Source organism: Pararhodospirillum oryzae (genome assembly GCF_007992075.1).
Taxonomy (GTDB): domain Bacteria; phylum Pseudomonadota; class Alphaproteobacteria; order Rhodospirillales; family Rhodospirillaceae; genus Pararhodospirillum; species Pararhodospirillum oryzae.
This window is the reverse complement of record NZ_BJZO01000059.1, coordinates 1-25,689: the sequence shown is the minus strand read 5'-3', so window position 1 is coordinate 25,689 and position 25,689 is coordinate 1. Positions and strand designations below refer to the sequence as shown.

Below are 25,689 nucleotides of genomic sequence, written 5' to 3'. Positions count from 1 at the left end.
GTTCACCCGATTACCCTGGGCGGGGGGGCGGGCTTGCCATCGACCGGGCGGAACGCCATCATCGCGCAAAACCAGAACCATTCGCCAGAACCATTCGGTGGTGTTTCAAGGTCGGATCCCGATGGTCCGGAAGCGGGCCTCAAGAGGGCACGGGCATCCCCGGGGATCGGGTTGATCACCGGGGACGGGGGGAAAAGGTGGGGCAGATGGCCTTGCGCGAAGACAAAATCAAACTGCGAGCCGAAGAGAGCGGGGGGAGCGTGTCGCCCCCGGGGGAAGGGAAATTCCCGTCCCTTGCCTCCGGACCGGACGGTCCGGACGATGACGGTGACGACCTTCCCTTCGGGACGCCGGGCGATCTGGCCGGGGCCGTGGCCGGATGGGCCTGCCGCCTGCGGTTGGAGGACCTTCCCCCCGAGGGCGTCCATGTCCTGCGGCGGGTCATGCTGGATGTCACCGGCTGCGCGCTCGCGGGGGCCGGGACTCCGGTGGCGCGGGTGGCGCATTCGCTGGTTTCGCGGGTGTACACCTCCGGGCGCTGCCATGTCATCGGCCAGTCCATCCATCTCAATCCCCTGGGCGCGGTGCGCCTCAACGCGGTGGCCTGCAACGCCTTGGAATTCGATCCCGTCGTCCTCGACGGCTCGGTCCACGCGGCCGCCGTGATTCTTCCGGTGGTCATGGCCGCGACCGAAATGACCCAGGGCCGGCCCCAGGACCTGATGGCCGGCCTCGCCGCCGGCCTGGAAGTGGCGGCCCTGATCGCCCGTCACGCCGGATCGGCGCTGGGGCGCCGGGGGTGGTCGGCCTCGGCGGTCGCGGCGGGGTTGGGCGCGACGGTCGGCGGGGCAAGGGCCTTGCGGCTGGACGCGGACGCGGCCGCCCACGCCGTGCGGGTGGCGGCGTTGAGGGTGGGCGTGCTGCGCCTGGCCGAGGGCACGGCGGCGCGCGCCACCACCTTGGGGGCCCTGGCCGAGGATGCCCTTCACGCCAGCTTGCTGGCCGCCGAGGGGGTGATCGGTCCCGAAGGGGGCGTGGACGGCCCGGGCGGGGTGCTGGAAACCCTGGCCGGATACCTGCCCAAGACGGTGGTGCCGTGGCGGGAATTGGGGCAGCGGTGGGCGTTGATGGATCCCGGTCTGTCGTTCAAGCTGCATCCCCTGGCCGCTCCCTTGCTGCCCGCGGTGGAGGAAACGGCCCGTTTGCTGAGTACCCACGGGATTCCCACCCGTCGGGTGCGTCGCATTACCGTTCATCTGAATCCGGCCTCGGTGGTGGGACTGGTGCGCACGCCGCCCGCGACCATGTCCCAGGCCCAGCATTCCCTGGCGTTTGGCATTGGCTGCCTGCTGACCTTTGGCCGCGTCAACGTGTCGCATCTGCGGGCCCAGGTTTTCGAAGGGCCGGGGCTGATCGAGGCCATGGAACGGGTTCGGGTCCTGCCGGCGCCGGCCGGCCTGGGCGATGATCCGCTGATCTTCGATTCCCATCCCCACGCGGCCGGGATCGTGGTCGAAATGGAGGGGGGGGACATGGTTCAGGGCCTGTGCAAGGAGGCGGTGGGCGGCCCCGGGCATCCTCTCGACGACGACGCCCTGGAAGCCAAGTTCGTGTCCAATGCCCGTTTTTCGGGGATGGACGAGGCCCGCATTCGGGTGATCGCCCGTCGCCTTTGGGACCTGCCCGGCTGACGCGGCAAGATGTCCGGGCTGGCCTTGGGATGGTGCGTCTGTTTTCCTTGTCTTTGCCGGACCGAGCCTTGAAAATAAAAGAAACGTCGCGCCGATCGTGTTCAAAAAAACGAGTGGTAAGCCCATGAACGAGTCCGCCTTGTCTTCCTCGCCCGAAGCCAACGACCTCAATGCCCTGTTCGGAATGCTGGCCAAGGCTTTTTCCCTGGAAGCGGCCGACCTTGCCCGTGTCTTGGAAGAAGGGCTCATGACCCTGGCGCCGGGCGAGGATCCGGACGGCCGGCGCCATGTGCGCGCGACCTTGATCCAGGACGGAACCCGCCGGGTGGTGCGCGTCTATCGCGACGCGCTGTATTACGAGGAGACGCCTGCGGGGGAGACACCCGAGGCGAACCAGGATTCATGAGGCCCTCGCAAGTCACCCTGGAGGCAGGCTCGGTGCTGTTTCGCGAAGGCGAGGCGGCCCCGTCCGCCTTCCTGATCGTTGCCGGCACCGTCGAGGTCAGCCGCGCCGGACCGGGAGGCGCCGTCGGCCTGGGGGTGTTGTCCAAGGGCGACGTCGTGGGCGAGGCCGGCCTGATCCGGGGAGGGGTGCATGCCGTGACCGCCGTCGCGACCAGCACGGTCACGGTCCAGGAAATGGACCGGGACATGCTGCGCGCGCGCATCGCGACGGATCCCGAGATTGCCTTGCGGGTCATGGGGCGCCTGGCCCGGCGCGTGGCGACGCTGAGCGAACGCGTGGCCGGGGGGGAGGAGCCGGCCACGGGGGCGCGAATCCGGCTGCCGGGCCCCGGGCGCCTGGGCGGGGGCCTGGCCGGATGGTGGCATCGCCTCCTCGGACGCCGGCGGGCCCGGCGTCACGCGGCGGAAGGGGGCGCCAGTCCCTTGACCCTTGTCGTGGCTGCGCTGCCCAACGACGAAGGCGACGCCCAGCGCGGGCGCCTGATGGCCTGCTTCGAGGCGCTGCCCGGGATCACGGCGCGCTCGCTTTCGCGGGCGGTGGAGGTTTCGGGGGACGAGGGCCCCCTGGCCGCCCTGGCCCAGGCCAGCCGCCAGGCCCGCCAGATGCTGGAGCGCGAGGGCGCGGATCTGGTGGTCTGGGGACTGGTCGATCCCCCCGCCGGTCTGGTGGAACTGCACATGGTGGGCCCGCACGCGAGCGAGGACGAACGCCCGGGCCTGCCCAACGCCCTGACCTGGCTGGCCTTGCCCATCGATTTTGATGACGCCTGGGCGCCCCTGGTCCGCGCGGTGGCCCTGTCGGCGATGGAACCGCGCGTGGAATCCCACGCGAACCTGCTGGCCGCCTTGCTCCCCGGCGCGATCGAGGAAGCCCGGCCGCTGGGCCTTGATCCGCCCATGGGGGTGTTTGGCCCGGCCGAACGGGCCGCGATCTTGTCGTGCTTTGGCAACGCCGCCGCCGCGCTTGGCCATCTGAACCGCGATCCGGGATGGAGCGATCTGGCGGTGGAGGCCTATGGGGCGGCCATCGGAGTGTTGCCGCGCGACGCCGATCTGGAATGGGCCTTGTTGCATCGCGCCATCGGCCTGGTGTTGCAGGAAGTCGGCGAACGCACCGACAGCATCGAGGCGCTGGCCCAGGCCGCCGACGCCTATCGGACCGCCCTGGAAGCCCTGCACCGGCAAGACAGCCCCCGGGACTGGGCGGGATTGCACTATCGCATGGGCCTGGTTCTTTACAAGCGCGCGCTCCTGGACGGAGGGGTCGAGGCCTTCAAGGAACCCTTGCAGTGCCTGCAGTCGGCCTTGCAGGTATTCACGCGCACCGAGTACCCGTTGCGCTGGGCGGACATCATGAACACCATTTCCCAGGTTCTTCAGGTGTATGGCGATCAGACCCGCTCGGTCGCCGTGCTGGAGCGGGCCGCCGATGCCTGTCGCCAGGCCCTGGAGGTGCGAACCTTCGAGGCGGCTCCCCTGCCGTGGGCGGCGATCCAGAACAACCTGGGATCGGCCTTGTTCCTGCTGGCCAAGCATGCCCAGAAGCGTTCCCCCCTGGAATCGGCCGCCGAGAGTTTCCGCGCGGCGCTTGGCACCTATCGCATGATGGGCGCCGACCGGGCGGCCGGAGTCGCGGAAAGCAACCTGAAGCGGGTGGAGGAAATGCTGCGCAAGACCGGCGGACCGCGCCCTCTGGTTGATCCGGTCTGGGCGGAACGTCCGGCAACGGTGACCGCGGCCGGCGAGTGGAGCGAAACGGCGGCGCTCAAGGGCGCACGGCGCCGGGCGGCCAAGGGACGCGACGACACCAACCCCGAAGACGAGGCGCCGGACTCCTGATCCGGGGCCGTTTCCCCCCCAGGAAACCCTTTGGTCCCAGAGCATTTAAGAAGAAACTGGGGAACCGGGACGGTCCGCCGCGATGGATCCGTGGACCCGGGACGGGGGGAAACCAGACGACTCCGGTCGGGCCACGGCCCGGGTCGGGAAGGGGGGCAAAACGGTGTTTCACGACAACGTGATCCTGGCCATCGACCAGGGAACAACCAGCACGCGCGCCCTGGCGTTCGACGAACAAGGACAGGTGCGGGCCTCGGCGCATGTGGAACTGGCTCAGATTTACCCCAGGGACGGGTGGGTTGAGCAGGATCCGGATGACATCTGGCGCGATACCCTGACCGTCTGGCGCCAGGCCCTGGAACAAAGCGGGGCGGTGCAGCTGGCGGCCATCGGCCTGACCAATCAGCGGGAAACAACACTGGTCTGGGACCGGCGCACCGGCCGGGCGGTTTACAACGCCATCTCGTGGCAAGACCGGCGCGGCGCCGGGCGCTGCCAGGCCCTGGCCGAGGAAGGCTACGAAGGCCTGATCCAGGTCCGGACCGGCCTGCTTCTTGACAGCTATTTCTCGGCCACCAAGGTGGCCTGGATCCTGGAAAACGTGGAGGGCGCGCGCGCGGCGGCCCAGGCCGGGCATCTGGCCTTTGGCACCATCGACAGTTTCTTGCTGTGGCGCCTGACCGGGGGCAAGGTTCACGCCACCGACGCCACCAATGCCTCGCGGACCATGCTGTTCAATATCCACAGCCAGCGCTGGGATTCCGAGCTGCTGGAATTGTTTGGCGTGCCGCTCGCGATGATGCCCGAGGTTCGCGACAGTGCCTGTCTGTTCGGGCACACGGACCCCGTGCTCTACGGCAGGCCGGTTCCTATCGGGGGGATGGCCGGCGATCAGCAGGCCGCCTTGATCGGGCAGGCCTGTTTTCGGAACGGAATGGTCAAAAGCACCTATGGCACCGGCTGCTTCGTGCTGGCCAACACCGGCGAAACCCCGGTGAGTTCCACCCATCGCCTGATCACCACCATCGGCTATCGGATCAAGGGGCAGCCCACCTATGCCCTGGAAGGATCGATTTTCAACGCCGGCTCGGCGGTGCAGTGGTTGCGCGATCGCCTGGGGGTCATCGAAAGCGCGCGCACCACGGAATACCTGGCCAGCGGGCTGCGCAGCAATCACGGGGTGTATTTTGTTCCTGCGTTCACGGGGCTGGGCGCGCCATACTGGGACCCCCAGGCCCGGGGCGCCCTGTTCGGCCTGACCCGCGACACCGGGGTGGCCGAACTGGCCCGGGCGGCGCTGGAAAGCGTCTGCTACCAGACCCTCGACCTGATCGAGGCCATGGGCGGCGATGGCGTGAGCCGACCCCGGGTGGTTCGGGCCGATGGCGGCATGGCTCGCAACGAATGGATGTTGAAATTCCTGGCCGATATCCTGGAGGTGAGCGTGGAGCGTCCGACCCAGATCGAAACCACGGCGGTGGGCGCGGCGGTCCTGGCCGCGTTGACCGTGGGCCTGTTTCCCTCGCTGGAGGCCGCCGCCGCCTGGTGGCGATTGGACGCGCGTTTTGATCCGTCGATGAATCCCGACTATCGGGCCCGTTTGTGCCAGGGCTGGCACAAGGCGGTCGGCCGGACCAGGGAGTCGGGATAGGACAAACGGGTGAGGGGGGCTGTCTCCCTTTGTCTAAGGGGACAAAAAGGGCGACCCTTTGTCGTGGTGCCATGGAAAGAGTGTACTTTTTACGAGCACACAGGGAATTTGTCCCGCTGAGGAAGAGCGTAACCCAATCCGCAAGGGGGCGTGGACACGCGGATGACGTTCGCGCTTGGCCCAAGGGGGGAAAATGGAGTATCACCAAGGGGTGGCAGGGTCTTTTCTGGGGTAATTGACCGATCATGCAGTCTCGTATTACGGCTACCGTCAAGTGGTTCAACGCCACCAAGGGTTTTGGGTTCGTCCGCGTCAATGATGGCGAACCCGACGCGTTCTTGCACATTTCCGTCCTCCAGCGGGCGGGGTACGATGAGCTTCCTGAAGGGGCGGTCATCATCTGCGATCTGGGTCCGGGGCAAAAAGGCATGCAGGTGACCCAGATCCATCAAGTTGAAGGCATGGGAAGCAGCGCCCCGACGCGCGGCGATCGCGGCGGTTTCGCCGGCGACGTCGAGCGCGAGATCGTGGGCGTTGTGAAATTCTTCAGCGCCGACAAGGGCTTCGGCTTTGTCGTCCCCGAGGGCGGCGGCAAGGATGTCTATGTGGGTTCCCGGACCTTGCAAGACTGCGGGCTTGATGTCCTCGAACAGGGGCAACGGGTGCGCATGACCATCCGCATGGGCAAGAAGGGTCCGATGGTTGGGAACCTGACTTTGCTCTGATCGGCCAGGGAGCACGGTATCCGGCGGCGGACGGCCGATGTCGCCGCCGGCTTTTCTGCTGTTTGTTCTCTGTCGGTGTCCTCGTTTGCCTGCCCGACGAGGATGCCGGACAGGGGTGGCTCGATAACCGACGCCAGGCGAACGACGGGGCAAGGCTGCCTGCGCCCTCTCCCCTGACTTTCCCTGGCGTCCGGCCTTGAGATCCGCCAATCCGTCGCCCGGGAGACCTTTTCGCTTCCGGGCGACTCCTCCCAGTCAAGGTAAGACCCGGCGGAGTCGGCCGGCTGACGGGGGCTCAGGTAAGGAAGCAGCGCCATGCGCAAGGTTTTTGTCATGATTAAGTGTGATCGGGGTCAAGCCTATGAAGTGGCTTCGTCGATGGTCGATTCCATCGAGGAAGTTTCGGAAGTCGATAGTATTTCGGGCCAATATGATTTGATGGCCAAGTTCTATCTTCCGGTCGATGCGGATTTGGGGCGATTCGTGACGGAAAAGGTGCAAACCCTTCCGGGCGTTTCCGACACTTTTACAATTGTTGCCTTTAACGCTTTTACATAATAACCGCGCTCGCCGCTCCATTCCGAAGGCCGAGGACGTTGCGCCCCCCAATAGACAAGGGGAGGGAGGATGAGCGGACCCTCGTCGTCCCACGCACTGGCTCCGGAAGAAACGGTCCGCCCAGGACCCCGGGCCTTTGAATACCATCTGGTCCGCGTGCCCGTGGGCGTGGTCGTTCTGGGCTCCGACCGGTGCATTCGCTCCCTGAATCCCGAAGCAGGCCGATTGCTGGCGGGACGGGAAGGGCGCGCTGTTCTTGGCCTTGATATCCTGGATCTGCACCCGGAGCCGGCCCGGGCCAAGGTGGCGTGGTTGATCGACCAGGCACGCCTTTCGCCCGAGGGGCAGGCCGCCCTGGTTGTCACGACCCCCATGGGGAGCCTGGTCGCCAAGGTCACCCGGTTGGAGGACGCCGGGGCGGGGCCCGGGTGCGCCCCCGGGTATTGCATGATGTTTCATACCCTCGGGGACGCGGGCATGGGCCCGGCCGACGAAGGGCAGGGGAGCGCTTTGTTGAAGCTCCCGGTCACCCGGGGCAAGGGAGACGTCACCACCCTGGTCGATGTGAACCAGGTGGTCTGTTTGTCCGCGCAAGGGCACTATGCCGAGGCCCGCACGTTGACATTCGCGGCCTTTTGCCCCCGGTCGCTGGCCGACCTGGAGCGGCGGTTGCCCGGTGCCGATTTTCTGCGCGTCCACCGCCGGCATCTGGTGAACGTGCGCCATATTCTCGCGGCGGAACGGGTCGACGGTCGCTTGCATCTCCGCCTGGCCGACGAAGCCCGTACCCGCATCCCGGTCAGCCGGGACAAAGTCGCCGAGGTCCGGCGTCTGCTGGCCGTCTGATCCGCCACGGCCCTTCGGGTATCCTGCTTATGATGCTTCTGGCTGGCCCAGGCGGCTCTTGATTGTTTTTTCCATTATCCCGGCCAGTTCTTCCAGGGCCATGATGATCACTTTGCTTTCGTCGTGCAGCCGGTGCAAATAGTCGTGGGCTTTTCCCAGATCACCCTCGTGGTGAGCGGTAAGGGCCCGATTGGCGAAATCATGCACCCGCTCGTGCGGAACGCGAATGGCCTGCCACTGCGGGTTGTTGATCAGGGTGCTGTCGGTCTGGCTGTCGTACCATTTGCCAAAGCGGCAGGTGTGATGATCGGGCATGGCCCGGGCTTGGGGCGCCGTGCCAACAACAATGTCGATCACCGCCTTGCGAAACAAAATGTGGTCGACCTTCGCGGCTTCCAGCATGGAAACCGGGGAGTCGGCGCGGATCCAATGGTTGACCCGCTCGGCGACCATCTGGTTGGCGGATCCGATGGACTGGGTGATGCCTTCCATGAGGGCGTTGGAATGGCGGGCCCGGTCCGCGATGCGGGTGATCCCGCCACTGATTTCCTGGGTTGCCTCGGTCTGCTGCGCCAGGATGCCGCTCATGTCGTCGGTCCGCTGGGTGACACCCCCGACCCGGTTCGACGCGGCGATCAGCTCCTCGCCGGTTTGGGCGATGACCGCGCTGCCCTGATCCACCGCCTCGCGGCTGTCTTCCATTGCTTTGTAGATGACATTCATTTCCTGGCGCAGCTTGCCGATGCGCCCCCGGATATCCTCGGTCGCCCGCGCCGTTTGGTTGGCCAGGGCCTTCACTTCCCCCGCGACGACCGCGAATCCCTTGCCGGCATCGCCGGCCCGCGCGGCCTCGATGGTGGCGTTGAGCGCCAGCAAATTGGTTTGTTTCGCGATGGCATCAATGGAGACGAGGATTTCGCCAATTTTTTCGCTGGCGTCCCGCAGTTCGTCAATCTGCCGGGCGGTGGACTGCACGGCGGCGGCAATGCGTGTCATGCGCGCGACCGCTTCCTCGGCACTCCGGCGCCCCGACGAAACCGCTTCTTCCAGGCCCCGGGCATCGGCGGCCGTGTTTTCACTGGCCCGGGCGATATCGCCCACGGAAGCGGCCAGTTCTTCCGATGCCGAGGCCACGGTTTGACTGGCCTCGTTGATTTCGCGTGATTCCCGGGTAAGCTCGGCGAGCTGAATCATCGCGTCGTTGACCATTTCGGTCATCTTGGCGATATGCCGAAGGTTCTCGATCCCTTCGCCCAAGCCTGCTTCCTCCAGGACCTGCTCTTGGGAATCGTGACCCAAAGCCGACAAAATCGCCATGAGGTCAAGCATCATGCCTTTCTGAAGGGCGCCGATCATCAGGCGCGCCTTCTTTCCCCGGTATCGGGACAGGACGATATCGGTGAAGTGGGCGAGCGCCCTGGCGTGGGCGCCAGCAATCCAGGCGTGAGTCAGTCCCTGATGAATAAACCCTAATCCGATCTTCCTTGCGTTTTTCCCATGGGTTTCATCGAAGGTCGAGGCGAAAAACGCCAGCCACCGCTCTCGTTCGATGTCCTTGAGGCGCTTCTGGTCCTCGCTTCGGGCAAGACCAGAGGACAAGGAGGGGATCGCGGCCAGATCACGGACAAGAGTGTCAAGGAAACGCTCCATTTCGGGGCGAATCACGGCAAATGTTTCCCGTAATAAGGCGCGATCCTCGTCCTGGAGATGAAGAAACCGCTTGTATTCAGTCAAACCGAGAACCTGATCGTTTTGGGCCGAAGCGCGGTCCAGCATCTCATCCCTATCCTTCTGCGTCGGGGGGGAGAGGAAAAACGTGACAGGGGATTGGACCGTGAAATCAGGCGGCCCGCCGATGGGAGCGAATATGGGTGGCGACGGCCCGATCCTCGGTACGAATATGATCAAGCCACCACTTTCCCAGGAACCCGAGCAGGTTCACGCCTGCTTCATCCCGCCCGCCCCGATACTCGGTGTAGAGGGTTTTCAGCCGCGTGATGAACCGCTGGTGGGATCCTTGGTGCGCGGACAGACCGGGATAGCCATGATCGCGCATGATTCCTTCTTCGCTCGTGAAATGGCGGCGCGTGTACTCCTCCAGCTCCTGGAAGGCCGCATCCAATCCCGCTTCCTCTCTTCCCTTCTTCATGCGGCGATACAGGGCATTGGTCAAGTCCATGATATGCCGGTGGTCATTGTCGATGGCGGGGACGTTGAAAGCGAGGGAATCATCCCACTCCAGCAAGGTCTGCGCGTTTTGCTGAAGCTCGTTGCCTCGCACCTGACGGAGGAACTCGGTCACCTTGGCACGCAAGGTACTGGTCTGTTCCGAAAGACGGATCGAGGCTTCCTCGATCGCGCGCGCCCCCCGATCGGTGTTTTCGGCCGCCTCGCGGACCTTGTCGATGGCGCGGGTGACGTCCTTGGTATCCTGGGCGGTCTGCTCGACGTTGCGGGCGATTTCCCGGGTGGCGGCGCCTTGTTCCTCGACCGCCGCGGCGATCGAGGCCGAGATGTCGTCCACCTCGCGGATGGTGCCACCCACGTTGGCCATGGACTGGACGGAATCCCGGGTCGCGTTCTGGACCTCCTGAATCTGGCGGCGGATGTCCTCGGTCGCCCGGGCCGTCTGGCCGGCCAGTTGCTTGACCTCGCCGGCCACCACCGCGAAGCCCTTGCCCATCTCTCCGGCCCGGGCCGCCTCGATGGTGGCGTTGAGGGCCAGCAGGTTGGTCTGCCCCGCGATGTCGGTGATCAGCGCCACCACGGCGTCGATGCGCTCCACGGTTTCTTCCAAGGTGCGCAGCTTGTCCGAGGTTTCGTGCGTTTCCTCCACCGCGCGACGGGCAACGGAGGAGGCCTGCGCCACCTGACGGGCGATTTCGGAAATCGAGCTGGAAAGCTCCTCGGCGGCACTGGCCACCGCTTCCACGTTGCTGGTGACCTGCTCGGCCGAATCGGACACCGTGGACGCCTCGCGTCGGGTTCCCTCGGCGCCCTCGGTCATCTGGCCGGCGGTGACCTTCATGGCCGAATCCGCCTCGCCCAGGCTTTCGAGAACGCTGATCATCGCCAGATCAAAATCACGCAGCAGGTTTTCCAGGTGCTGGGTCTGGCGAGCCTTTTCTTCTTGCTGCTCGCGTTCCGCCTGCGCCAGGCTTTCCGCCTTGATCAACCCTTCGCGGAAGACTTCGAGGGCCGCCGCCATCTGGCCGATTTCATCGTGACGGTCCAGGCCGGGCACCGAAAGGTGAAGATCTCCCGACGACAGCCGCTTCATGATGCCGGTGATCGCGCGAACCGGGCGCACCATGCGAAACACCTGGATCCAGACCACCAGGGCAATCATGGCCGTGCTGGAAATCACGGCCACGCCGATGATCGCGTAGGAAAGCCATTGGGTGGCGCTCAGGTTGCGCGAAACGCTGTCGCGTTCCCCCGCGTAGCGGGCGGCGAGTTCCCGTTCCAGGGTCATGAACCCCTGCAAGGCAGGCCCGTCGGGAATGGCCACCACGGCGTCGATTTCCTCGACCGTGGCCGGGGTACTGAACATCTCGGCGGCGACGCTGGTGTTTTGTTCGTAGTGGGCGATCACGTCCTCGATGGCGGTGAGCGCTTCTTCCTCGACCGGGTTCACGCCCAAGGTGCGCAAGGCCTCCACTCCCTCGCGCGCGCTGGCGATCGAGGTGAGGATGTCCACCACGCGGTTTTCATCCCGATCCAAGAGCGCGTCCCGGAACAGGTGGATCATGCCTCCAAATCCCAGGGCGGCGCGGATCTGGGCCAGGATTTCAGTCCGGCTGTGGGAGTTGGCATCCCCGTGCTTGTCCGCCCGCACCGCCGCTTGCAAGGTGGCGATGGCGTCCAGGGCCGGCTGGTCATTGACCACGATGCCATCGTGTATCGTCGCCGCGTCCAGATTCGCCCCGATCAGGGCGTCAACCTCGGCGATCCGGGCCCGGTAGTCGCGCACCACCTGTTCCAAGGTGGCCAGCGCGCTTTCCTCGGCCGGGGTCGCGCCGGCGGCGCGGTAGTCGTTGATCGCGCCCAACGCCTCTCCCGCCGACGCCATCACGTCGGAACGGAACTGCTCGTCCTTGCGCAGGACATAGCGCGTGTAGTTATCGATCATGCCGCCATAGCCCAGCGAGGCGACGATCTTTTCCATCGCCACCCCCTTGGGGGCCGTGGTGTCCTGGTATTGGCGCCAAAAGGCATCCGTGCTGCTGACCTTGCCCTGGATACCCACGGCGCAGATCCAGAGCACCGCTCCCATCAGGACCAGAACGGCGATCATGACGCCGCTCAAGGTCTTGAAGCTGACACTGGGAAGAATCATGGCTGAAGCGTCCTCTCCACCCTTGGGGAAGATACCCCCGCCACCTGAACGGATTTTTCTTTGCCTTCCCGGACCCGCACGTCCGTGGCCACCTCGTCCAGGTGCTTGCCAGCTCTCCGGCATCCACCCTGAAAGAAGCAATGATACGCTACCTGACGCGAAGTGTAAACAAAACCGAAATACAGACTCTTGTCCGGCACGTTGTGGTTTCACACCAAATTTTGGTAATAAAGAGATGGGGCAAGGTAAGAATTGAGAGGAAAAGTAAAAGAGATGGAAATGCGATTTAGAAGCGCTACAATCAGGCCTTTATAGCACCGCGATCGCTTGATGCAATCGCGGTGCGCCGGATTAGAGAGTCTGTTCCTTCGTCTTGTGGAAGTGAATTTTTGGATAATCCTCGGCCGCCCGCTCCAGGTGCCAGGCGTTACGGGCCAGGAAAACGGGGTCGCCGTCGTGATCCTCGGCCAGGGCGCCCTGGTTTGAATCGACAAAGCGCTTCAGCAAGGCCGAATCGTCGGCGCTGACCCAGCGGGCGGTGTACAAGGTGGTGGGTTCGAACATCACCGGGACGTCGTATTCCGTGCGGATGCGATCGGCCAGGACATCGAACTGCAAGGCGCCGACCACGCCCACGATCCAGTCGGTGCCGATCACGGGGCGAAACACCCGCGCCGCGCCTTCCTCGGCCAGCTGCTGCAAGGCGCGGCCCAGGTGCTTGGCGCGCAGGGGGTCGAGCGGCCGGGCCTTTTGCAGCAATTCGGGCGCGAAGCTGGGAATGCCCGTGAAGCGCAGCCCCTCGCCCTCGGTCAGGGCATCGCCAATGCGCAGCTGCCCGTGGTTGGGTACCCCCAGGATGTCGCCGGCGAAGGCTTCCTCGGCCACCTCGCGGTCCTGGGCCAGGAACAGCGTGGGGTTGTGCATGGTCAGCTGCTTGCCGGTGCGCACGTGGGTCAGCTTCATGCCCCGCTTGAAATGCCCCGAGCACAGGCGCACGAAGGCGATGCGGTCGCGATGCTTGGGATCCATGTTCGCCTGGATCTTGAACACGAACCCCGTCACCTTGTTTTCCTGCGGGTGGATGTCGCGGCTGGCGGTGGGTTGCGGGCGCGGCGAGGGCGCCATGCGGGTCAGCCCGGCGAGCAGTTCCCGAACCCCGAAGTTATTGACCGCGCTGCCAAAGAACACCGGCGACAGATGCCCGGCCCGGTAGCTGTCCACGTCGAGCGGCTGGCACAGGGCGCGAGCCATCTCCACCTCCTCGCGCAGCTTGGCCACGGCGTGGTCGGGCAGGCGGGCATCCAGGCGGGGGTCGTTGAGCCCCTCGCAGGCCTCGCCCTCGTGCGGCAGGGCGCCCTTGGTGCCCTTTTCCATCATCACCAGGCGATCGTGGATCAGGTCGTAGCACCCCAGGAAGTCGCGTCCCATGCCGATCGGCCACGAGGCCGGGGTCACGTCGAGCGCCAGGGTCTGCTCGATCTCGTCAAGCAAGGTGAACGGCTCCTGGCCGTCGCGGTCCAGCTTGTTGATGAAGGTAATGATCGGCACGTCGCGCAGGCGGCAGACCTCGAACAGCTTGCGGGTCTGTTCCTCGATGCCCTTGGCCGCGTCGATCACCATCACCGCGCTATCCACCGCCGTGAGGGTGCGGTAGGTGTCCTCGCTGAAGTCCTCGTGGCCCGGGGTGTCGAGCAGGTTGAAGGCGTGGCCCGCGTATTCAAAGCTCATGACCGACGAGGCCACGGAAATGCCGCGCTCTTGCTCCACCTTCATCCAGTCCGACCGCGCCCGGCGGGCCTCGCCCCGGGCCTTGACCGCGCCGGCCAGCTGAATGGCACCCCCGAACAGCAACAGCTTTTCGGTGAGCGTGGTTTTACCGGCGTCGGGGTGCGAGATGATGGCAAAGGTACGGCGGCGCTGGATTTCGTCGGCAATGGCGATCATGGGGATTCCCAGGGACGGGCGGGTCGAAAAGACAAGCACCGGGGTCTCGGCCCGTGGCCGCCCCGGCTCGAAAGGCGGCAGTCTCGCCCCGATGTCGGAGGAAGACCAGCCCTTTTTTCCGATCCGGTTCGGGAGTAGTGTCGCGCCTTCCGAGTATGGTTGAGACGGATGGCCATGTTTTTCGTTCCTTTCCCCCAGCCGTTCCCACCCCCTTGCCCGTTCCCGCCCTCCGGTTCCTGCCTTCGCGTGCGCCGGCGGCGCTTGCATCGCGAAACGGGGCGTGTCGCGTCGGGCGGTTCCCCCCTTGCCGGCGTCGGGAGGCCGCATGATCCGCATTGAACATCTTTCCCACGTCTACCCGGGCCGCCGGGGCAAACCCGGCCGCGTCGCCCTTGGCGATTTTTCCCTGGCCGTTGCCTCCGGGGCGATGACCATCCTGGCCGGTCCCAATGGCAGCGGCAAATCCACCTTGTTTCGCATCCTGTGCGGCCTCGCCCTGCCCAGCGCCGGGTCGGTGCGCATCGGCGGCTTCGATCTGTTCGCGACCCCGGGGCCGGCGCGGGCCCTGATGGGGGTGGTCTTCCAGGCGCCGGCCCTGGACAAGCACCTGAGCGTGGCCGAAAACCTGCGCATGCATGGACGCCTGTACGGCCTTTCCGGGCCCGTTCTCGCCAGCCGCATGGACGAGGCCCTGGCCTGGACCGGGCTGGAGGGGCGCCTGGGCGACAAGGTCGCGACCTTGTCGGGAGGCCTCGCCCGCCAGGTGGAACTGGCCAAGTGCCTGATGTCCCATCCGGCCGTCCTGCTGCTCGACGAACCGACCACGGGCCTGGACCCGGCGGCGCGCCGGTCGTTCCTGGAGGCCCTGGTGCGCATCCAGCGCGAGCGCGGCATGACCGTGCTGATGACCAGCCATATCTTCTCGGAAGCCGAGGACGCCGACCAGGTCGCCATCTTGCGCCAGGGGCACCTGCTGGCCTGCGACAGCCCCGGCGCCCTGCGCCGTCAACTGGGCCGCGACATGGTGGTGGTCAGCGCGCCGGCGGCGGCCACCCTGGCCCCCCGCCTGGAAGCCGCCCTGGGGGTTGCGTGCGTGCGCCATGGCGAGGAACTGCGCATCGAAATCCTGCCCGAAGGAGGGCCGGTTCCCCTGATCGACGCGGTTCTGGCCGGGTTCCGCGACGAGGTCACCAGCGTGGCCGTGCGTCAGCCCACGCTGGAGGACGTGTTCGTTCACATCACGGAAGGCACCCCCGTTTCGGACCAGGAGTTGCGCGCATGAGTTCCCCCCCCGCCTCTCTCGTTCAGGCTTCCCCGGAGGGGACCAAGGCCTCCTTCGCCACCGCCGAGCGCCCCCGGGGGACCCTGGCCGGCGCGTCGCTGGCCCTGGCCTGGCGCGAGGTCGCCCGTTTCCTGCGCCAGCCCAGCCGCCTGGCCGGCACCGTGGGCCAGCCCCTGGTTTTCTGGCTGGCCCTGGGCACCGGCCTGTCGCCGTCGTTTCGCGCCAGCGGCCACGAGGGCGTCAGCTACACCGAGTATTTCTACCCCGGCATGCTGATGATGATGGTGCTGTTCGCCGGGGTGTTTTCCACCATTACCGTGATCGAGGACCGCGACCAGGGCTTCTTGCAAGGCGTCCTGGCCGCCCCCGTGTCGCGCCTGTCCATCGTGCTGGGCAAGGTTGGGGGCGCCGGGGCCATCGCCTTGATGCAGACCGCCTTGCTGTTGCTGGCCGCGCCCCTGGTCGGGTTCCCCGCCGGCCCCTTGGGATACCTGATCATCCTGCTGACCTTGGGCGTGCTCTCCTTGGGGTGCACCAGCCTGGGCTTCCTGGTCGCCTGGGGCATGACCTCGACCGCCGGCTATCACGCCATCATGATGCTGGTCATGATGCCCTTGTGGTTCCTGTCGGGCGCCTTGTTCCCCATGGACGGAGTGCCGGCGGTGCTGGAAGGCATTATGTGGGCCAATCCCTTCACTCATGGCATGATCGTTTTGCGCGCGCCGTTCTACCAGGAGCCGGGGGTGTTCCTGAGCGATCCCCTGTACTGGCGTTCGGCCGCCGTGGTGCTGGGCGCCGTGGCCCTGGTCGTGTGGGGGGCCGCGCGTCGGGTGGGCGCCCGCGAGAAGGGAGGCGCCTTCCCGCCGGCCTGATTCCCGCGAGGGGAGGGCGCGCGCCGCTTTCGTGAGGAGCGCTCCTTCCCTTGGCGGACGCCCCTCTGTTTTCCGGGCTTCGCCGGATCCTGGAGGCGGTCCGTTCGGGCGGCCCCGTGCATAAGGAGTCATCATGCTGCCGATTGGCCTTCCTCCTGCCCACGTGGCGTCCTTTTTCCATCGCCATCCCGAGATTGAAATCCTGGAAGCCTTCGTGATCGACGTGAACGGGGTGCCACGCGGCAAGTGGATTCCCCGTGACCGGGCCGAGGAGGTCCTGGTTTCGGGGATCGCGCTGCCGCGCTCGGTTCTGGTGCTCGACGTGTGGGGCCGCGACGTGGACCGGGCCGGGCTTGCCAGCGGCACCGGCGACCCCGATGGCCTGTGTCTGCCGGTCGAGGGCTCGTTGTGCCCCATGCCCTGGGTCGAGCGGCCCATGGCCCAGGTCATGCTGACCATGGCCGACGATGACGGCCAGCCGTTTTTCGCCGATTCCCGGCAACTGCTGGACCGGGTGCTCGACCGCTACCGGGCCTTGGGCCTGACGCCCGTGGTGGCGACCGAGCTTGAGTTCTACCTGATCGACCGCCACCGCACCCCGCTTGATCCGGTGCGTCCCCCCAAGTCCGAGCATGGGCGCTGGCAGGGCTGGCAGACACAGGTGCTGTCGGTCACCGAGCTGCATGACAACGGGGCCTTGCTGGCCGACATCGCCGCCGCCTGCCGGGCCATGGCCGTGCCCGCCGACTCCACCTTGCGCGAGAATGGCCCCGGCCAGTACGAGATCAACCTGAAGCACGTGGCCGATGCCCTGGCGGCGGCCGATCACGCGGTGATGCTCAAGCGCATCGTGCGCGGGGTGGCGGCGCGCCACGGCCTGGACGCCACCTTCATGGCCAAGCCCTATGGCGACCACGAGGGCAGCGGCATGCACATCCACTTCAGCGTCCTGGATCAGGAAGGCAACGCGGTGTTCGCCAGCGCCCCCGACCAGGCCAATCCCGCCTTGCGTCATGCCGTCGCCGGGGTTCTCGACAGCCTGGGCGACTGCATGCTTCTTTTTGCCCCGCACAACAACTCATACCGGCGCCTGTGGCTGTCGGAACATTCTCCCACGGTGGCCAGCTGGGGGTATGACAACCGGAACGCGGCGGTGCGGGTGGTCACCTCGTCGCCGGGCGCGAGCCGGCTGGAGAACCGGGTGCCCGGGGCCGACGTCAACCCCTACCTGGCCATCGCCGGCCTGCTTGCCAGCGCGCACCGGGGGCTGGTGGCCAGAAGCGAGCCGCCGCCGCCGGCGCGTCCGGGCGATCCGGTGCCGGACAGCCAGCGCCTGCCCGCGCTGTGGGAACGCTCCATCGAGCGTTTCGCCACGTCCACCTTCATCACCGAGTACCTGGGGGCCCGCTTCCAGTCGGTGTTCGTGGCCACCAAGCGCCAGGAGCTGGACGAATACCGCCTGCGGGTCACCGACGTGGAATATGATGCGTACCTGAGGACGGTCTGATACCCCTTGGGGCTGCCCCTGGCGGTGCCGGGGGCGTCCGGTTTTCGTGTCATCGATCGCCCTGGGAGGTCCTTTTCATGTTCGCACCGGCCCCGGTTCCGCACGCCCCTTCGTGGTATGCGGCAAGCGCCCATCAGGCCCCCCCGCGTCCGCCCGTCCAAGGGCATGTGGAAACCGATATCTGCGTGATCGGCGCGGGCTTCACCGGCCTGTCGGCGGCCCTGGATCTGGCCGAGAAGGGCTATCGGGTGCGCGTCGTCGAGGCGGCCCGGGTTGGCTGGGGGGCCTCGGGGCGCAACGGCGGCCAGATCGTCAACGGCTATTCGCGCGATCTCGCGGTCATCCGGGCCCGCTACGGCGTGGACGCCGAGCGCGCCCTCGCGGCCATGGCCCAGGAAGGGGGCGACATCATCCGCGAACGGGTGCACCGCCATGCCATTGCCTGCGATCTGGTCGACGGCGGCTTTCATGCCGCCTTCACGCCCAAGCAGATGCGCGCCCTGGAAGCCATGAAGCGCGATTGGGAAGGGCACGGGCTCGACGGGCTGGAGATGGTCGATCGCGCCGGCCTGGACAGGATCGTGCATTCGCCCCGCTACGTTGGCGGCATGCTGGACCACAAGGGCGGACACTTCCATCCCCTGAACTACTGCCTGGGGCTTGCCCGCGCCTTCGAGGCCGCCGGCGGCACCGTGCACGAGGGCTCGGCGGTCATCGCGATCGAGGAAACCAAGGCCCAGGGCGTGCGCATTGAATGCGCGGCCGGCACCGTGTCGGCCCGCCTGGTCCTGGTTTGCGCCAACGCCTACCTGAAGGGCGTGCTGCCGGCCCTGGAACGGGCCGTGATGCCGGTCAACAGCCAGGTAGTGACCACGGCGCCCTTGCCCGAGCCGACCGTGCAGGCCCTGCTGCCGGCCAATGCCTGCGTCGAGGATTGCAATTACGTGCTCGATTACTACCGACGCACCGCCGACAACCGCATTTTGTATGGCGGTGGCATTCATTATGGCGGCGGCGATCCCCTGGACATTACCCGGGCCCTGCGGTCGCATCTGGAGACCACGTTCCCGTCCCTGGCCGGGGTCCGCCTGGATTACGCCTGGAGTGGCACCTTCGCCCTGACCTTGACCCGGATTCCCCATATTGGGCGCCTGGGACCGTCGGTGTGGTTCAGTCACGGCGACAGCGGCCACGGGGTGACCACCACCCAGCTTCTGGGCCGTCTGCTGGCCGAGGCCGCCGACGGCCAGATGGGGCGTTTCGACGTCTTTGCCGCCTTGCCCAACCTTCCGTTTCCGGGCGGGCGGCTGTTCCGGGTGCCTCTGACCCGCTTCGGGGCCTGGTACTATTCGCTGCGCGATCGGCTGGGTGTGTAAAAAACCGGCCGTTTTTGAACCGGATTCACCCCATATGATAAAGTCCGGGCACGGCGCCGTTTCGCGCGAGCATCTTTTTCCAGCACGGCGCCCCTCGCCCGTTGCGCCCCGTTCGAACAGGGAAGCGAGGCCATGACCACCTTGAGCGTGAACGAACAATACCTCCTGGAACAGATCAACCGGGCGCGCCTGATGCCCGAGGCCGAGGCGGCCCGTTATGGCATCGGGTTGAGCGACGGACTGTCCACGCCTTTGGTCTCCACCCCCCGCCAGGCCCTGGCCCCCAACGAGACCCTGACCGTCGCCGCCCGCCTGCACAGTACCGACATGCTCGCGGCGGGGTATTTTTCCCACACCGGCCTTGATGGCAGCACCCCCGCCGATCGCATGGGCGCGGCCGGGTATGCGTTCACCGGGACATGGACGGCGGGCGAGAACATTTCGGTGCGCGGCAACTCGAATGCCGGCGCCCTGACCCAGGTGGAAACGCTGGAGTCCCACCATTCCGGCCTGTTTCGCTCGCCCGGCCACCGCGAAAACATCCTGAACGGCGATTTTCGCGAGATCGGGGTGGGAGTCGCGATCGGTTCGTACACCTTTTCCTCGGGCAACACCTTGCCGTCCTCGATGCTGACCGAGGCGTTCGCCGTGTCCGGATCGTCGGTGTTCGTCACCGGCGTGGTGTTCAACGATCTGAACGGCGACGCCTTCTATCAGCCCGGCGAGCAGGTCGCGGGGGCCACCGTGACCTTCCGCGACCAGCAGGTCACCACTGGCGTGTCGGGGGGGTATTCGATCGCCGTGTCGCCGGGCCAGGGCGGAACCTTGACCATGACCCTGCCCTCGGGGGCGGTGGTGCGCACCTATATCGATGTCGCCGACGCCAATCGAAAGGTCGATGTCAATGCCCTGACCGGCGGCCTGATGGTGCGCGACGATGGCGACTATTACGGCATCGACAGCCAGATGACCTCCTGGAACAACCCGACCTTGCACCCCCGCGATTTCAACGGCGACCAGAAGGCCGACATGCTGTGGTTCAACCAGACCACGCGCCAGGTGGCGGTGTGGACCATGGATGGATTCAGCCGCACCGGGGCCGGCGCGGTCCAGGCCAGCTTGAGTTCCGCGTGGGAACTGGCGGACAGCGGCGATTACGACGGGGATGGCCGGACCGATCTGCTCTTCCGGGGGACCAGCGACCAGCGGCTCGCGGTGTGGACCATGAATGGCCTGGCCCGCGAAAGCTCGGCGATTTTGAACGCGACCCTGAGCGCCACGACCACGGTGGTGGGCTCGGGCGACTGCGATGGCGACGGCCGCGCCGACCTGTTCGTGCAGGATTCGGCCAGCGGCACGCTCAGCGTCATTCGCATGGGCGAGGGCCTGGCGGCCCAAACGCCGGTGATCTTGCAAAACGGCGTGCTGTCCCAGTGGACGGTGGCGGGGGTCGGCGACCTGAACGGCGACGCCAGGACCGATCTGGTCTGGCGCAACAGCCAGACCGGCGAAATCGGGGTGTGGCTGATGAACGGCACCACCCGGCAATCGGCGGGCACCATTCAGCAAAGCGTGAACCTGGACTGGACCCTGGTTGGCATCGGCGACGTGGATGGCAGCGGTACCAGTGATCTGGTCTGGCGCCACAGCGACGGCCGCCTGGCCGCGTGGCTGATGGACGGCTTGACCCGGACCCAGGCCGGTGTGATGAACAACGGTCAGGCGGTGTCCCAGGCCTGGAGCGTGGCCGACATCACCGATTTCGACGGCAACGGCACCGACGATCTTCTGTTTCGCAACACCACCGGCACGGGCTCGGTCGCGGTGTGGACGCTCGCCGGCCTTCAACGCACCGGCGCCGCCGTGGTTCAGGACAACGTGTCCACCGCCTGGACCCTGGCGACCAGCCTTTAGAAGGCTGTCTGCCTCACGTTTGCGAAGACCGCCTGATCACCCTCTCCGACTCGGTTTCAGTGTGGATGGGGGGGCAAAAGACATCAGGGGCAGCCGTCGGGGCAAAGGGCGTGGTCGGAAAGCACCTCGATCGCCGGGCATTGCTCGACCCGGTTGTAGGGGCAATTGGGGCTTACCCGCTCGATGGCGTGGCGCATGGCCTGCAACTGCGCAATCTTCGCGTCGATCGCCTCCAGGTGCTGGCGCACCAGCCCGTGGGCGTGGTGACAGGGCCCGCCCGGATGATCCATCAGCCCCAGGAAATCGCGGATCGCCTCGATCTCGAAGCCAAGATCGCGGGCGTGGCGGATGAAACGCAGCCGCGCCACCGCGTGAGGATCGTAAAGCCGGCGATTGCTGGCGGTCCGGGGCGGCTCGGGGAGCAGGCCGATCGACTCGTAGTAGCGGATGGTCGGGATTTTGGTCCCCGTCTCGTCGGACAGGCGGCCGATGCTGATCAGGGTCATGGGATTCTCCTTGATCCTCTAGTCGCTGGAGATTGTAGCCTCGTTTGCGACAAGATCCCATTCGCAAGTGAGAGCGGAGCATCATCATGACAGCGATAAGCGCGGCCGACGGCGGACGGAAGACCCGTCTGAGCGTCGAGGGAATGGATTGCGGCGGCTGCGCGCGCAAGATCGAAACCGCCCTGGGTCGCCTGCCCGGGGTTGAAGGGGTGGACATCGCCCTGGCCACGGGCGTGGTCAGCGTGGTGCACGCGGCCCGGGTGACTCCCGAAACGCTGCGCCGGCAAATCGAGGCCCTGGGGTTCCGGGTGCCGGACGCAGGCGGGGCCGGGAAGGCGCACGGGGCCTGTTGCGGTGGATCGTGCGGCTCTCATGCTCATGAGTCCACCACCCAGGACGTTTCCCCCGCCGGAGACGTTCCCCTGGCCGGGGAGGAGGCCCGCCCCTGGTGGCGCCGTCCCGAGGGGATGTTGATCCTGGGCTCGGGCGCGGCGGTGGCCCTTGCCTACGGGGTGGGGACCCTGGTGCCCTCCTTGTCGCGCCCCGCCTTCATCCTGGCGGCCCTGGTGGGGTTGGTGCCGGTGGCGCGTCAGGCGTGGGCGGCGGCGCGCGCCGGAACCTGGTTTTCCATCGAGGCGCTGATGACCCTGTCGGCCAGTGGCGCCATCCTGATTGGCGCCGAGGCCGAGGCGGCGGCGGTGGTTTTCCTGTTCCTGATTGGCGAGGCCCTGGAATCCCTGGCCGCCGGCCGTGCCCGCGCCGGCATTCGCGCGCTTGCCGGGCTTCTGCCCGCCACCGCTCACCGGATCGGGGACGACGGCAGCCTTGAGGACGTGCCCGCGCAGGCGGTGCGGGTGGGGGATTGCCTGCTGATCCGTCCCGGGGAGCGCCTGCCGGCCGATGGGGTGGTGGAAAGTGGCGCCAGCAGCGTCAACCAGGCTCCCGTGACCGGCGAAAGCGTGCCAGTGGCCAGGGAAGCGGGCGACGGGGTCTACGCCGGGACCATCAATGGCGAGGGCGTGTTGAGAATTCGGGTTAGCTCCGACCCGCAAGACAACACGATTGCACGCATTGTTCGCATGGTCGAGGAAGCCCAGGAAAGCAAGGCGCCGATCGATCGCTTCATCGACCGCTTTGCCCGCGCCTATACCCCGGCGGTGGTGGCGTTCGCCGCCGTGGTGGCCCTGATGCCGCCCTTGCTGGCCGGCGAGCCCTGGCACGAGTGGATCTACAAGGGGCTGGCCATTTTGTTGATCGGCTGCCCGTGCGCGCTGGTCATCTCGACTCCGGCCGCCATTGCCTCGGCCCTGTCGGCGGGCGCGCGGCGAGGCCTGCTGATGAAGGGGGGCGCGGTGCTGGAGGCCCTGGGGCGGGTGAATACCGTGGCCTTCGACAAGACCGGCACCCTGACCCGGGGCGTGCCCCGGGTGGCCGAGGTCCAGGGCGTGGGGGGCGCGACCCCGGCGCGGGTGCTGGCGCTGGCGGCGGCCCTCGGCAGTGGCTCGAACCACCCGCTTTCGCGCGCCATCGCCGAGAAGGTGCAAGAGGAAGGACTTGCGGTGCCCGAGGCCCGGGAGCAGGAAACCGTTCCCGGTCGGGGGGTGGCCGGCGTGGTCGATGGAACGGCGGTGTTCCTGGGATCCCTGGCGGCGGCCCGGACCCGGGCGACGGTGGATCCTGGCGTGGAAACCGCGGCCCGCGATCTGGCGGCGGCCGGGCACACGGTTTCGGCCCTGTGCCAGGAGGGGGCGGTCCTGGGCTTGATCGCGCTGCGCGACGAGCCCCGTCCCGAGGCCCTGGAAGGCGTGACCCGTCTGGGCCGGCTGGGCCTGGAAACGGTGATGCTGACCGGCGATCATCCGGCGGCGGCCGCCACCTTGGGGCAGGCCCTGAACATGCCGGTGCATGCCGAGCTGCTGCCCGACGACAAGGTGCGCCTGGTGCGCGAGCGCGAGGCCCGGGGCGCGCGGGTGGTCGTGGTGGGCGACGGCCTGAACGACGCGCCCGCCCTGGCCGCCGCCAGCGTGGGCATCGCCATGGGAGGCGGGACCGACGTGGCCTTGGAAACCGCCGATGCCGCCTTGCTCCATGCCCGCGTCACCGACGTGGCCACGATCATCGCGCTCGCCCGGCGCACGCTGGCGATCATCCGTCAGAACGTGGCCCTTGCCCTGGGACTCAAGGGGGCCTTCCTGCTGACCACCCTGGCCGGGATCACCGGGTTGTGGCCGGCGGTGCTGGCCGACACCGGCGCCACCGTTCTGGTGACCGCCAACGCCTTGCGCCTGCTGCGCATCCGTGAGCGCGACGCGGGGTAAGGCATTCAAGGGGGCCGATGGCGAAACAGGGCGCGCGCCGGGGGAGGGAGCCCGTGGGCGCGCCGGGCCTCTGTATTTTGCCGCGCCATCGGGCTACCCTGTCCGGGAGTGCCCTGGATTTGTGCGAGGACCCATGCCGATCTACACCTTTCATTGCCTTCGCTGCAACGAAGAGTTTCAATCCCTGGTTTCCAGCAGCGCCGGAGAGGCGCCGGCCTGTCCCGCCTGCGGGGCCTCGGGGGCCGAGCGCCTGCCCGCCGCGCCCGCGATCGGGGGGCGGGGCAAGGCCGCGCTGAGCAGCGCCCGGGCCCAGGCCGCCAAGGAAGGCCACTTCAGCAACTACAGCAAATCGGAACTGAAGGGAAAATTCTAGGCCCCTTGAGGGTCTCCGACGGGGCTGGCGCGTGGTCTCAAGCCCCGCCTTGCGTGTTTTTCTCCTTGTGTCGCGCGGGGCGTGGACAAGAGGCGCAAGAATGTGGCACCTAAAGAGCCTTGTCCGGGCATGGGTTTTCTCCGGCCTGGATTGGACTCTTGTTTCCTCTTGTCGTCCCGAGAGGGCCCCCCGCGCCATGGACCGCGTTCTCTTTTCCGCCCTGCTGCTTTTTGGTTGTGCCTTGACCCTGGGGGCCTGCGCGGAAAACGCCGCCGTCGCCGGGTCCGGGCGCGAGCCTCCGCCCGCCAGTGCCGGGGAACCCCCGGGCGAGCCCGAGGCCCAGGCGTTTTCCACCTGGCTGGAGGGCATGAAGGCCGAGGCCCTGGCCGCCGGCATCCGGCCGGCCACCGTCAACGGTCCCCTGGCGAGCGCGCGCTTCCTGCCCCGCACCGTGGCCCTGGACGGCCGTCAGCCCGAATTCAACCGTCCGTTCGGCGATTATCTGCGCAACACCGCCCCGGAAAGCCGCGCCCAGCGCGGCCGCGCCTTGCTGGGGACCCACGCCGCGTTGCTGGGCCGGCTGGAAGACCGCTATGGCGTGCCGGCCTCGGTTCTGGTGGCGCTGTGGGGCGTGGAAACCAATTTCGGCGACATCATCGGGTCAACCCCGATCCTTGATACCCTGGCCACCCTGGCCTTCGAGGGGCGGCGGGGGAGCTTCTTTCGTGCCCAACTGCTTGATGCCCTGCGCCTGATCGACGAGGACGGCATTGATCCCGGGTCCCTGATCGGCTCGTGGGCCGGGGCCATGGGCCAGATGCAGTTCATGCCCACGACCTTCCGCGCCCAGGCGGTGGACGGCGATGGCGACGGGCGGCTTGACCCCTGGCGCAGCATTCCCGACGCCCTGGCCTCGGGGGCCCATTACCTGGCGGCCCTGGGATGGAAGACTCATGAGCCCTGGGGGCGCGAGGTCAGCGTGCCGCCAGGGTTCGATCTGGCCTTGAGCGGGCAGGAGCTGATCCGGCCCGTGGCCGAGTGGAGCGCGCTGGGTCTGCGCACCGCGCAAGGGGCACCCCTGCCCGAGGATCCGAACGCCGCCGGCGCCTTGATTCTGCCCTCCGGCGCGCGCGGGCCCGCTTTCCTGGTTTACGACAACTTCCGAATCTTGTTGAAGTGGAATCGCTCGCTTTATTATGCGCTGGCCGCCGGCATTTTGTCGGACCGGATCGCGGGCGGGCCCGACCTGGTGCGGCCGCCGCCGGCCGACGAGGTGCCGTTGCGCGTGGCCGAGGTGCGCTTGATGCAAGGCCGGCTCAATGCCCTGGGCTTCGACGCCGGCGAGCCCGATGGCCTGATCGGGGCCCAGACCCGTGCCGCCATCCGGGCCTTCCAGGTGCGCGCGGGCCTTCCCGCCGACGGGTATGCCGACGCCACCTTGCTGCGGGCCCTTGACGTGTCGATGCCCTAGACTGAAACTGGA

General features: G+C 67.0%; 19 protein-coding genes. 15 read left to right on the top strand and 4 right to left on the bottom strand.

Going from position 1 to position 25,689, the window contains the following annotated elements; translation table 11 throughout:
- The first annotated feature begins 206 nt into the window (after positions 1-206).
- From ROR02_RS11075 to ROR02_RS11045, 7 genes are all read left to right on the top strand, one after another.
- Positions 207-1,691: an MmgE/PrpD family protein gene (locus ROR02_RS11075; RefSeq protein ID WP_147164087.1), complete on the top strand. Its 1,485-nt coding sequence runs from the start codon at positions 207-209 to the stop codon at positions 1,689-1,691.
- Between the two features lie 124 nt (positions 1,692-1,815).
- Positions 1,816-2,097, top strand: coding sequence for a hypothetical protein (locus tag ROR02_RS11070; RefSeq protein ID WP_147164086.1), 282 nt, complete (start codon positions 1,816-1,818; stop codon positions 2,095-2,097).
- A complete protein-coding gene (locus ROR02_RS11065) occupies positions 2,094-3,995 on the top strand; it encodes a cyclic nucleotide-binding domain-containing protein (RefSeq protein ID WP_147164085.1) in 1,902 nt (633 codons plus the stop codon). The genes ROR02_RS11070 and ROR02_RS11065 overlap by 4 nt, the downstream gene beginning before the upstream one ends.
- A 163-nt stretch (positions 3,996-4,158) precedes the next feature.
- Positions 4,159-5,646: a glycerol kinase GlpK gene (gene glpK, locus ROR02_RS11060; RefSeq protein ID WP_218032807.1), complete on the top strand. Its 1,488-nt coding sequence runs from the start codon at positions 4,159-4,161 to the stop codon at positions 5,644-5,646.
- A gap of 245 nt (positions 5,647-5,891) precedes the next feature.
- Positions 5,892-6,371, top strand: a complete 480-nt coding sequence (locus ROR02_RS11055) for a cold-shock protein (protein ID WP_147164083.1) — start codon at positions 5,892-5,894, stop codon at positions 6,369-6,371.
- 315 nt (positions 6,372-6,686) lie between these two features.
- Positions 6,687-6,929, top strand: a complete 243-nt coding sequence (locus tag ROR02_RS11050) for an Lrp/AsnC ligand binding domain-containing protein (protein WP_147164082.1) — start codon at positions 6,687-6,689, stop codon at positions 6,927-6,929.
- Between the two features lie 69 nt (positions 6,930-6,998).
- A complete protein-coding gene (locus ROR02_RS11045) occupies positions 6,999-7,775 on the top strand; it encodes a LytTR family DNA-binding domain-containing protein (RefSeq protein WP_147164081.1) in 777 nt (258 codons plus the stop codon).
- A gap of 27 nt (positions 7,776-7,802) precedes the next feature.
- Here ROR02_RS11045 and ROR02_RS11040 read toward each other — a convergent pair whose 3' ends face one another.
- From ROR02_RS11040 to ROR02_RS11030, 3 genes are all read right to left on the bottom strand, one after another.
- A complete protein-coding gene (locus ROR02_RS11040; protein ID WP_147164080.1) occupies positions 7,803-9,551 on the bottom strand; it encodes a methyl-accepting chemotaxis protein in 1,749 nt (582 codons plus the stop codon).
- A gap of 64 nt (positions 9,552-9,615) precedes the next feature.
- Complete coding sequence (locus tag ROR02_RS11035; protein ID WP_170245081.1) at positions 9,616-12,114, bottom strand: bacteriohemerythrin; 2,499 nt, start codon at positions 12,112-12,114, stop codon at positions 9,616-9,618.
- 351 nt (positions 12,115-12,465) lie between these two features.
- Positions 12,466-14,058: a peptide chain release factor 3 gene (locus ROR02_RS11030; RefSeq protein WP_147164078.1), complete on the bottom strand. Its 1,593-nt coding sequence runs from the start codon at positions 14,056-14,058 to the stop codon at positions 12,466-12,468.
- A gap of 325 nt (positions 14,059-14,383) precedes the next feature.
- Between ROR02_RS11030 and ROR02_RS11025 the strand changes: the two genes are divergently transcribed.
- The 5 genes from ROR02_RS11025 to ROR02_RS11005 all read left to right on the top strand — a co-directional run bounded on the left by ROR02_RS11025 (position 14,384) and on the right by ROR02_RS11005 (position 21,009).
- The gene (locus ROR02_RS11025) at positions 14,384-15,340 is read left to right on the top strand and encodes an ABC transporter ATP-binding protein (protein ID WP_147164077.1); all 957 of its coding nucleotides are present in this window, start codon (positions 14,384-14,386) and stop codon (positions 15,338-15,340) included.
- Complete coding sequence (locus tag ROR02_RS11020) at positions 15,337-16,212, top strand: ABC transporter permease (RefSeq protein ID WP_147164076.1); 876 nt, start codon at positions 15,337-15,339, stop codon at positions 16,210-16,212. The genes ROR02_RS11025 and ROR02_RS11020 overlap by 4 nt, the downstream gene beginning before the upstream one ends.
- A gap of 133 nt (positions 16,213-16,345) precedes the next feature.
- Positions 16,346-17,719 (top strand): glutamine synthetase family protein, encoded by a 1,374-nt coding sequence (locus tag ROR02_RS11015; protein WP_147164075.1) that lies wholly within the window; start codon positions 16,346-16,348, stop codon positions 17,717-17,719.
- Between the two features lie 77 nt (positions 17,720-17,796).
- On the top strand, positions 17,797-19,095 hold the full coding sequence (locus ROR02_RS11010) for an NAD(P)/FAD-dependent oxidoreductase (RefSeq protein ID WP_147164074.1): 1,299 nt from the start codon (positions 17,797-17,799) through the stop codon (positions 19,093-19,095).
- A gap of 132 nt (positions 19,096-19,227) precedes the next feature.
- Entirely contained in the window at positions 19,228-21,009 is a 1,782-nt protein-coding gene (locus ROR02_RS11005) for an FG-GAP-like repeat-containing protein (RefSeq protein WP_147164073.1), read from the top strand.
- Positions 21,010-21,092: 83 nt separating this feature from the next.
- Here ROR02_RS11005 and ROR02_RS11000 read toward each other — a convergent pair whose 3' ends face one another.
- Positions 21,093-21,515, bottom strand: coding sequence for a MerR family transcriptional regulator (locus ROR02_RS11000; protein WP_147164072.1), 423 nt, complete (start codon positions 21,513-21,515; stop codon positions 21,093-21,095).
- Between the two features lie 86 nt (positions 21,516-21,601).
- On the opposite strand from ROR02_RS11000, the gene ROR02_RS10995 reads away from it, so the two are divergent.
- The 3 genes from ROR02_RS10995 (at position 21,602) to ROR02_RS10985 (ending at position 25,677) form a co-directional block, all read left to right on the top strand.
- On the top strand, positions 21,602-23,833 hold the full coding sequence (locus tag ROR02_RS10995) for a heavy metal translocating P-type ATPase (protein WP_147164071.1): 2,232 nt from the start codon (positions 21,602-21,604) through the stop codon (positions 23,831-23,833).
- A 133-nt stretch (positions 23,834-23,966) separates the two neighbouring features.
- Positions 23,967-24,206: an FmdB family zinc ribbon protein gene (locus ROR02_RS10990; RefSeq protein ID WP_147164070.1), complete on the top strand. Its 240-nt coding sequence runs from the start codon at positions 23,967-23,969 to the stop codon at positions 24,204-24,206.
- Between the two features lie 196 nt (positions 24,207-24,402).
- A complete protein-coding gene (locus ROR02_RS10985; protein WP_147164069.1) occupies positions 24,403-25,677 on the top strand; it encodes a lytic murein transglycosylase in 1,275 nt (424 codons plus the stop codon).
- Positions 25,678-25,689 lie beyond the last annotated feature (12 nt).

Bases quoted from the DNA above. Each gene is read 5' to 3' on its own strand.
- ROR02_RS11075 (WP_147164087.1), top strand. From the start codon at position 207: ATGGCCTTGCGCGAAGACAAAATCAAACTGCGAGCCGAAGAGAGCGGG.
- ROR02_RS11070 (WP_147164086.1), top strand. From the start codon at position 1,816: ATGAACGAGTCCGCCTTGTCTTCCTCGCCCGAAGCCAACGACCTCAAT.
- ROR02_RS11065 (WP_147164085.1), top strand. From the start codon at position 2,094: ATGAGGCCCTCGCAAGTCACCCTGGAGGCAGGCTCGGTGCTGTTTCGC.
- ROR02_RS11055 (WP_147164083.1), top strand. From the start codon at position 5,892: ATGCAGTCTCGTATTACGGCTACCGTCAAGTGGTTCAACGCCACCAAG.
- ROR02_RS11050 (WP_147164082.1), top strand. From the start codon at position 6,687: ATGCGCAAGGTTTTTGTCATGATTAAGTGTGATCGGGGTCAAGCCTAT.
- ROR02_RS11045 (WP_147164081.1), top strand. From the start codon at position 6,999: ATGAGCGGACCCTCGTCGTCCCACGCACTGGCTCCGGAAGAAACGGTC.
- ROR02_RS11040 (WP_147164080.1), bottom strand. From the start codon at position 9,551: ATGCTGGACCGCGCTTCGGCCCAAAACGATCAGGTTCTCGGTTTGACT.
- ROR02_RS11035 (WP_170245081.1), bottom strand. From the start codon at position 12,114: ATGATTCTTCCCAGTGTCAGCTTCAAGACCTTGAGCGGCGTCATGATC.
- ROR02_RS11030 (WP_147164078.1), bottom strand. From the start codon at position 14,058: ATGATCGCCATTGCCGACGAAATCCAGCGCCGCCGTACCTTTGCCATC.
- ROR02_RS11025 (WP_147164077.1), top strand. From the start codon at position 14,384: ATGATCCGCATTGAACATCTTTCCCACGTCTACCCGGGCCGCCGGGGC.
- ROR02_RS11020 (WP_147164076.1), top strand. From the start codon at position 15,337: ATGAGTTCCCCCCCCGCCTCTCTCGTTCAGGCTTCCCCGGAGGGGACC.
- ROR02_RS11015 (WP_147164075.1), top strand. From the start codon at position 16,346: ATGCTGCCGATTGGCCTTCCTCCTGCCCACGTGGCGTCCTTTTTCCAT.
- ROR02_RS11010 (WP_147164074.1), top strand. From the start codon at position 17,797: ATGTTCGCACCGGCCCCGGTTCCGCACGCCCCTTCGTGGTATGCGGCA.
- ROR02_RS11005 (WP_147164073.1), top strand. From the start codon at position 19,228: ATGACCACCTTGAGCGTGAACGAACAATACCTCCTGGAACAGATCAAC.
- ROR02_RS11000 (WP_147164072.1), bottom strand. From the start codon at position 21,515: ATGACCCTGATCAGCATCGGCCGCCTGTCCGACGAGACGGGGACCAAA.
- ROR02_RS10995 (WP_147164071.1), top strand. From the start codon at position 21,602: ATGACAGCGATAAGCGCGGCCGACGGCGGACGGAAGACCCGTCTGAGC.
- ROR02_RS10990 (WP_147164070.1), top strand. From the start codon at position 23,967: ATGCCGATCTACACCTTTCATTGCCTTCGCTGCAACGAAGAGTTTCAA.
- ROR02_RS10985 (WP_147164069.1), top strand. From the start codon at position 24,403: ATGGACCGCGTTCTCTTTTCCGCCCTGCTGCTTTTTGGTTGTGCCTTG.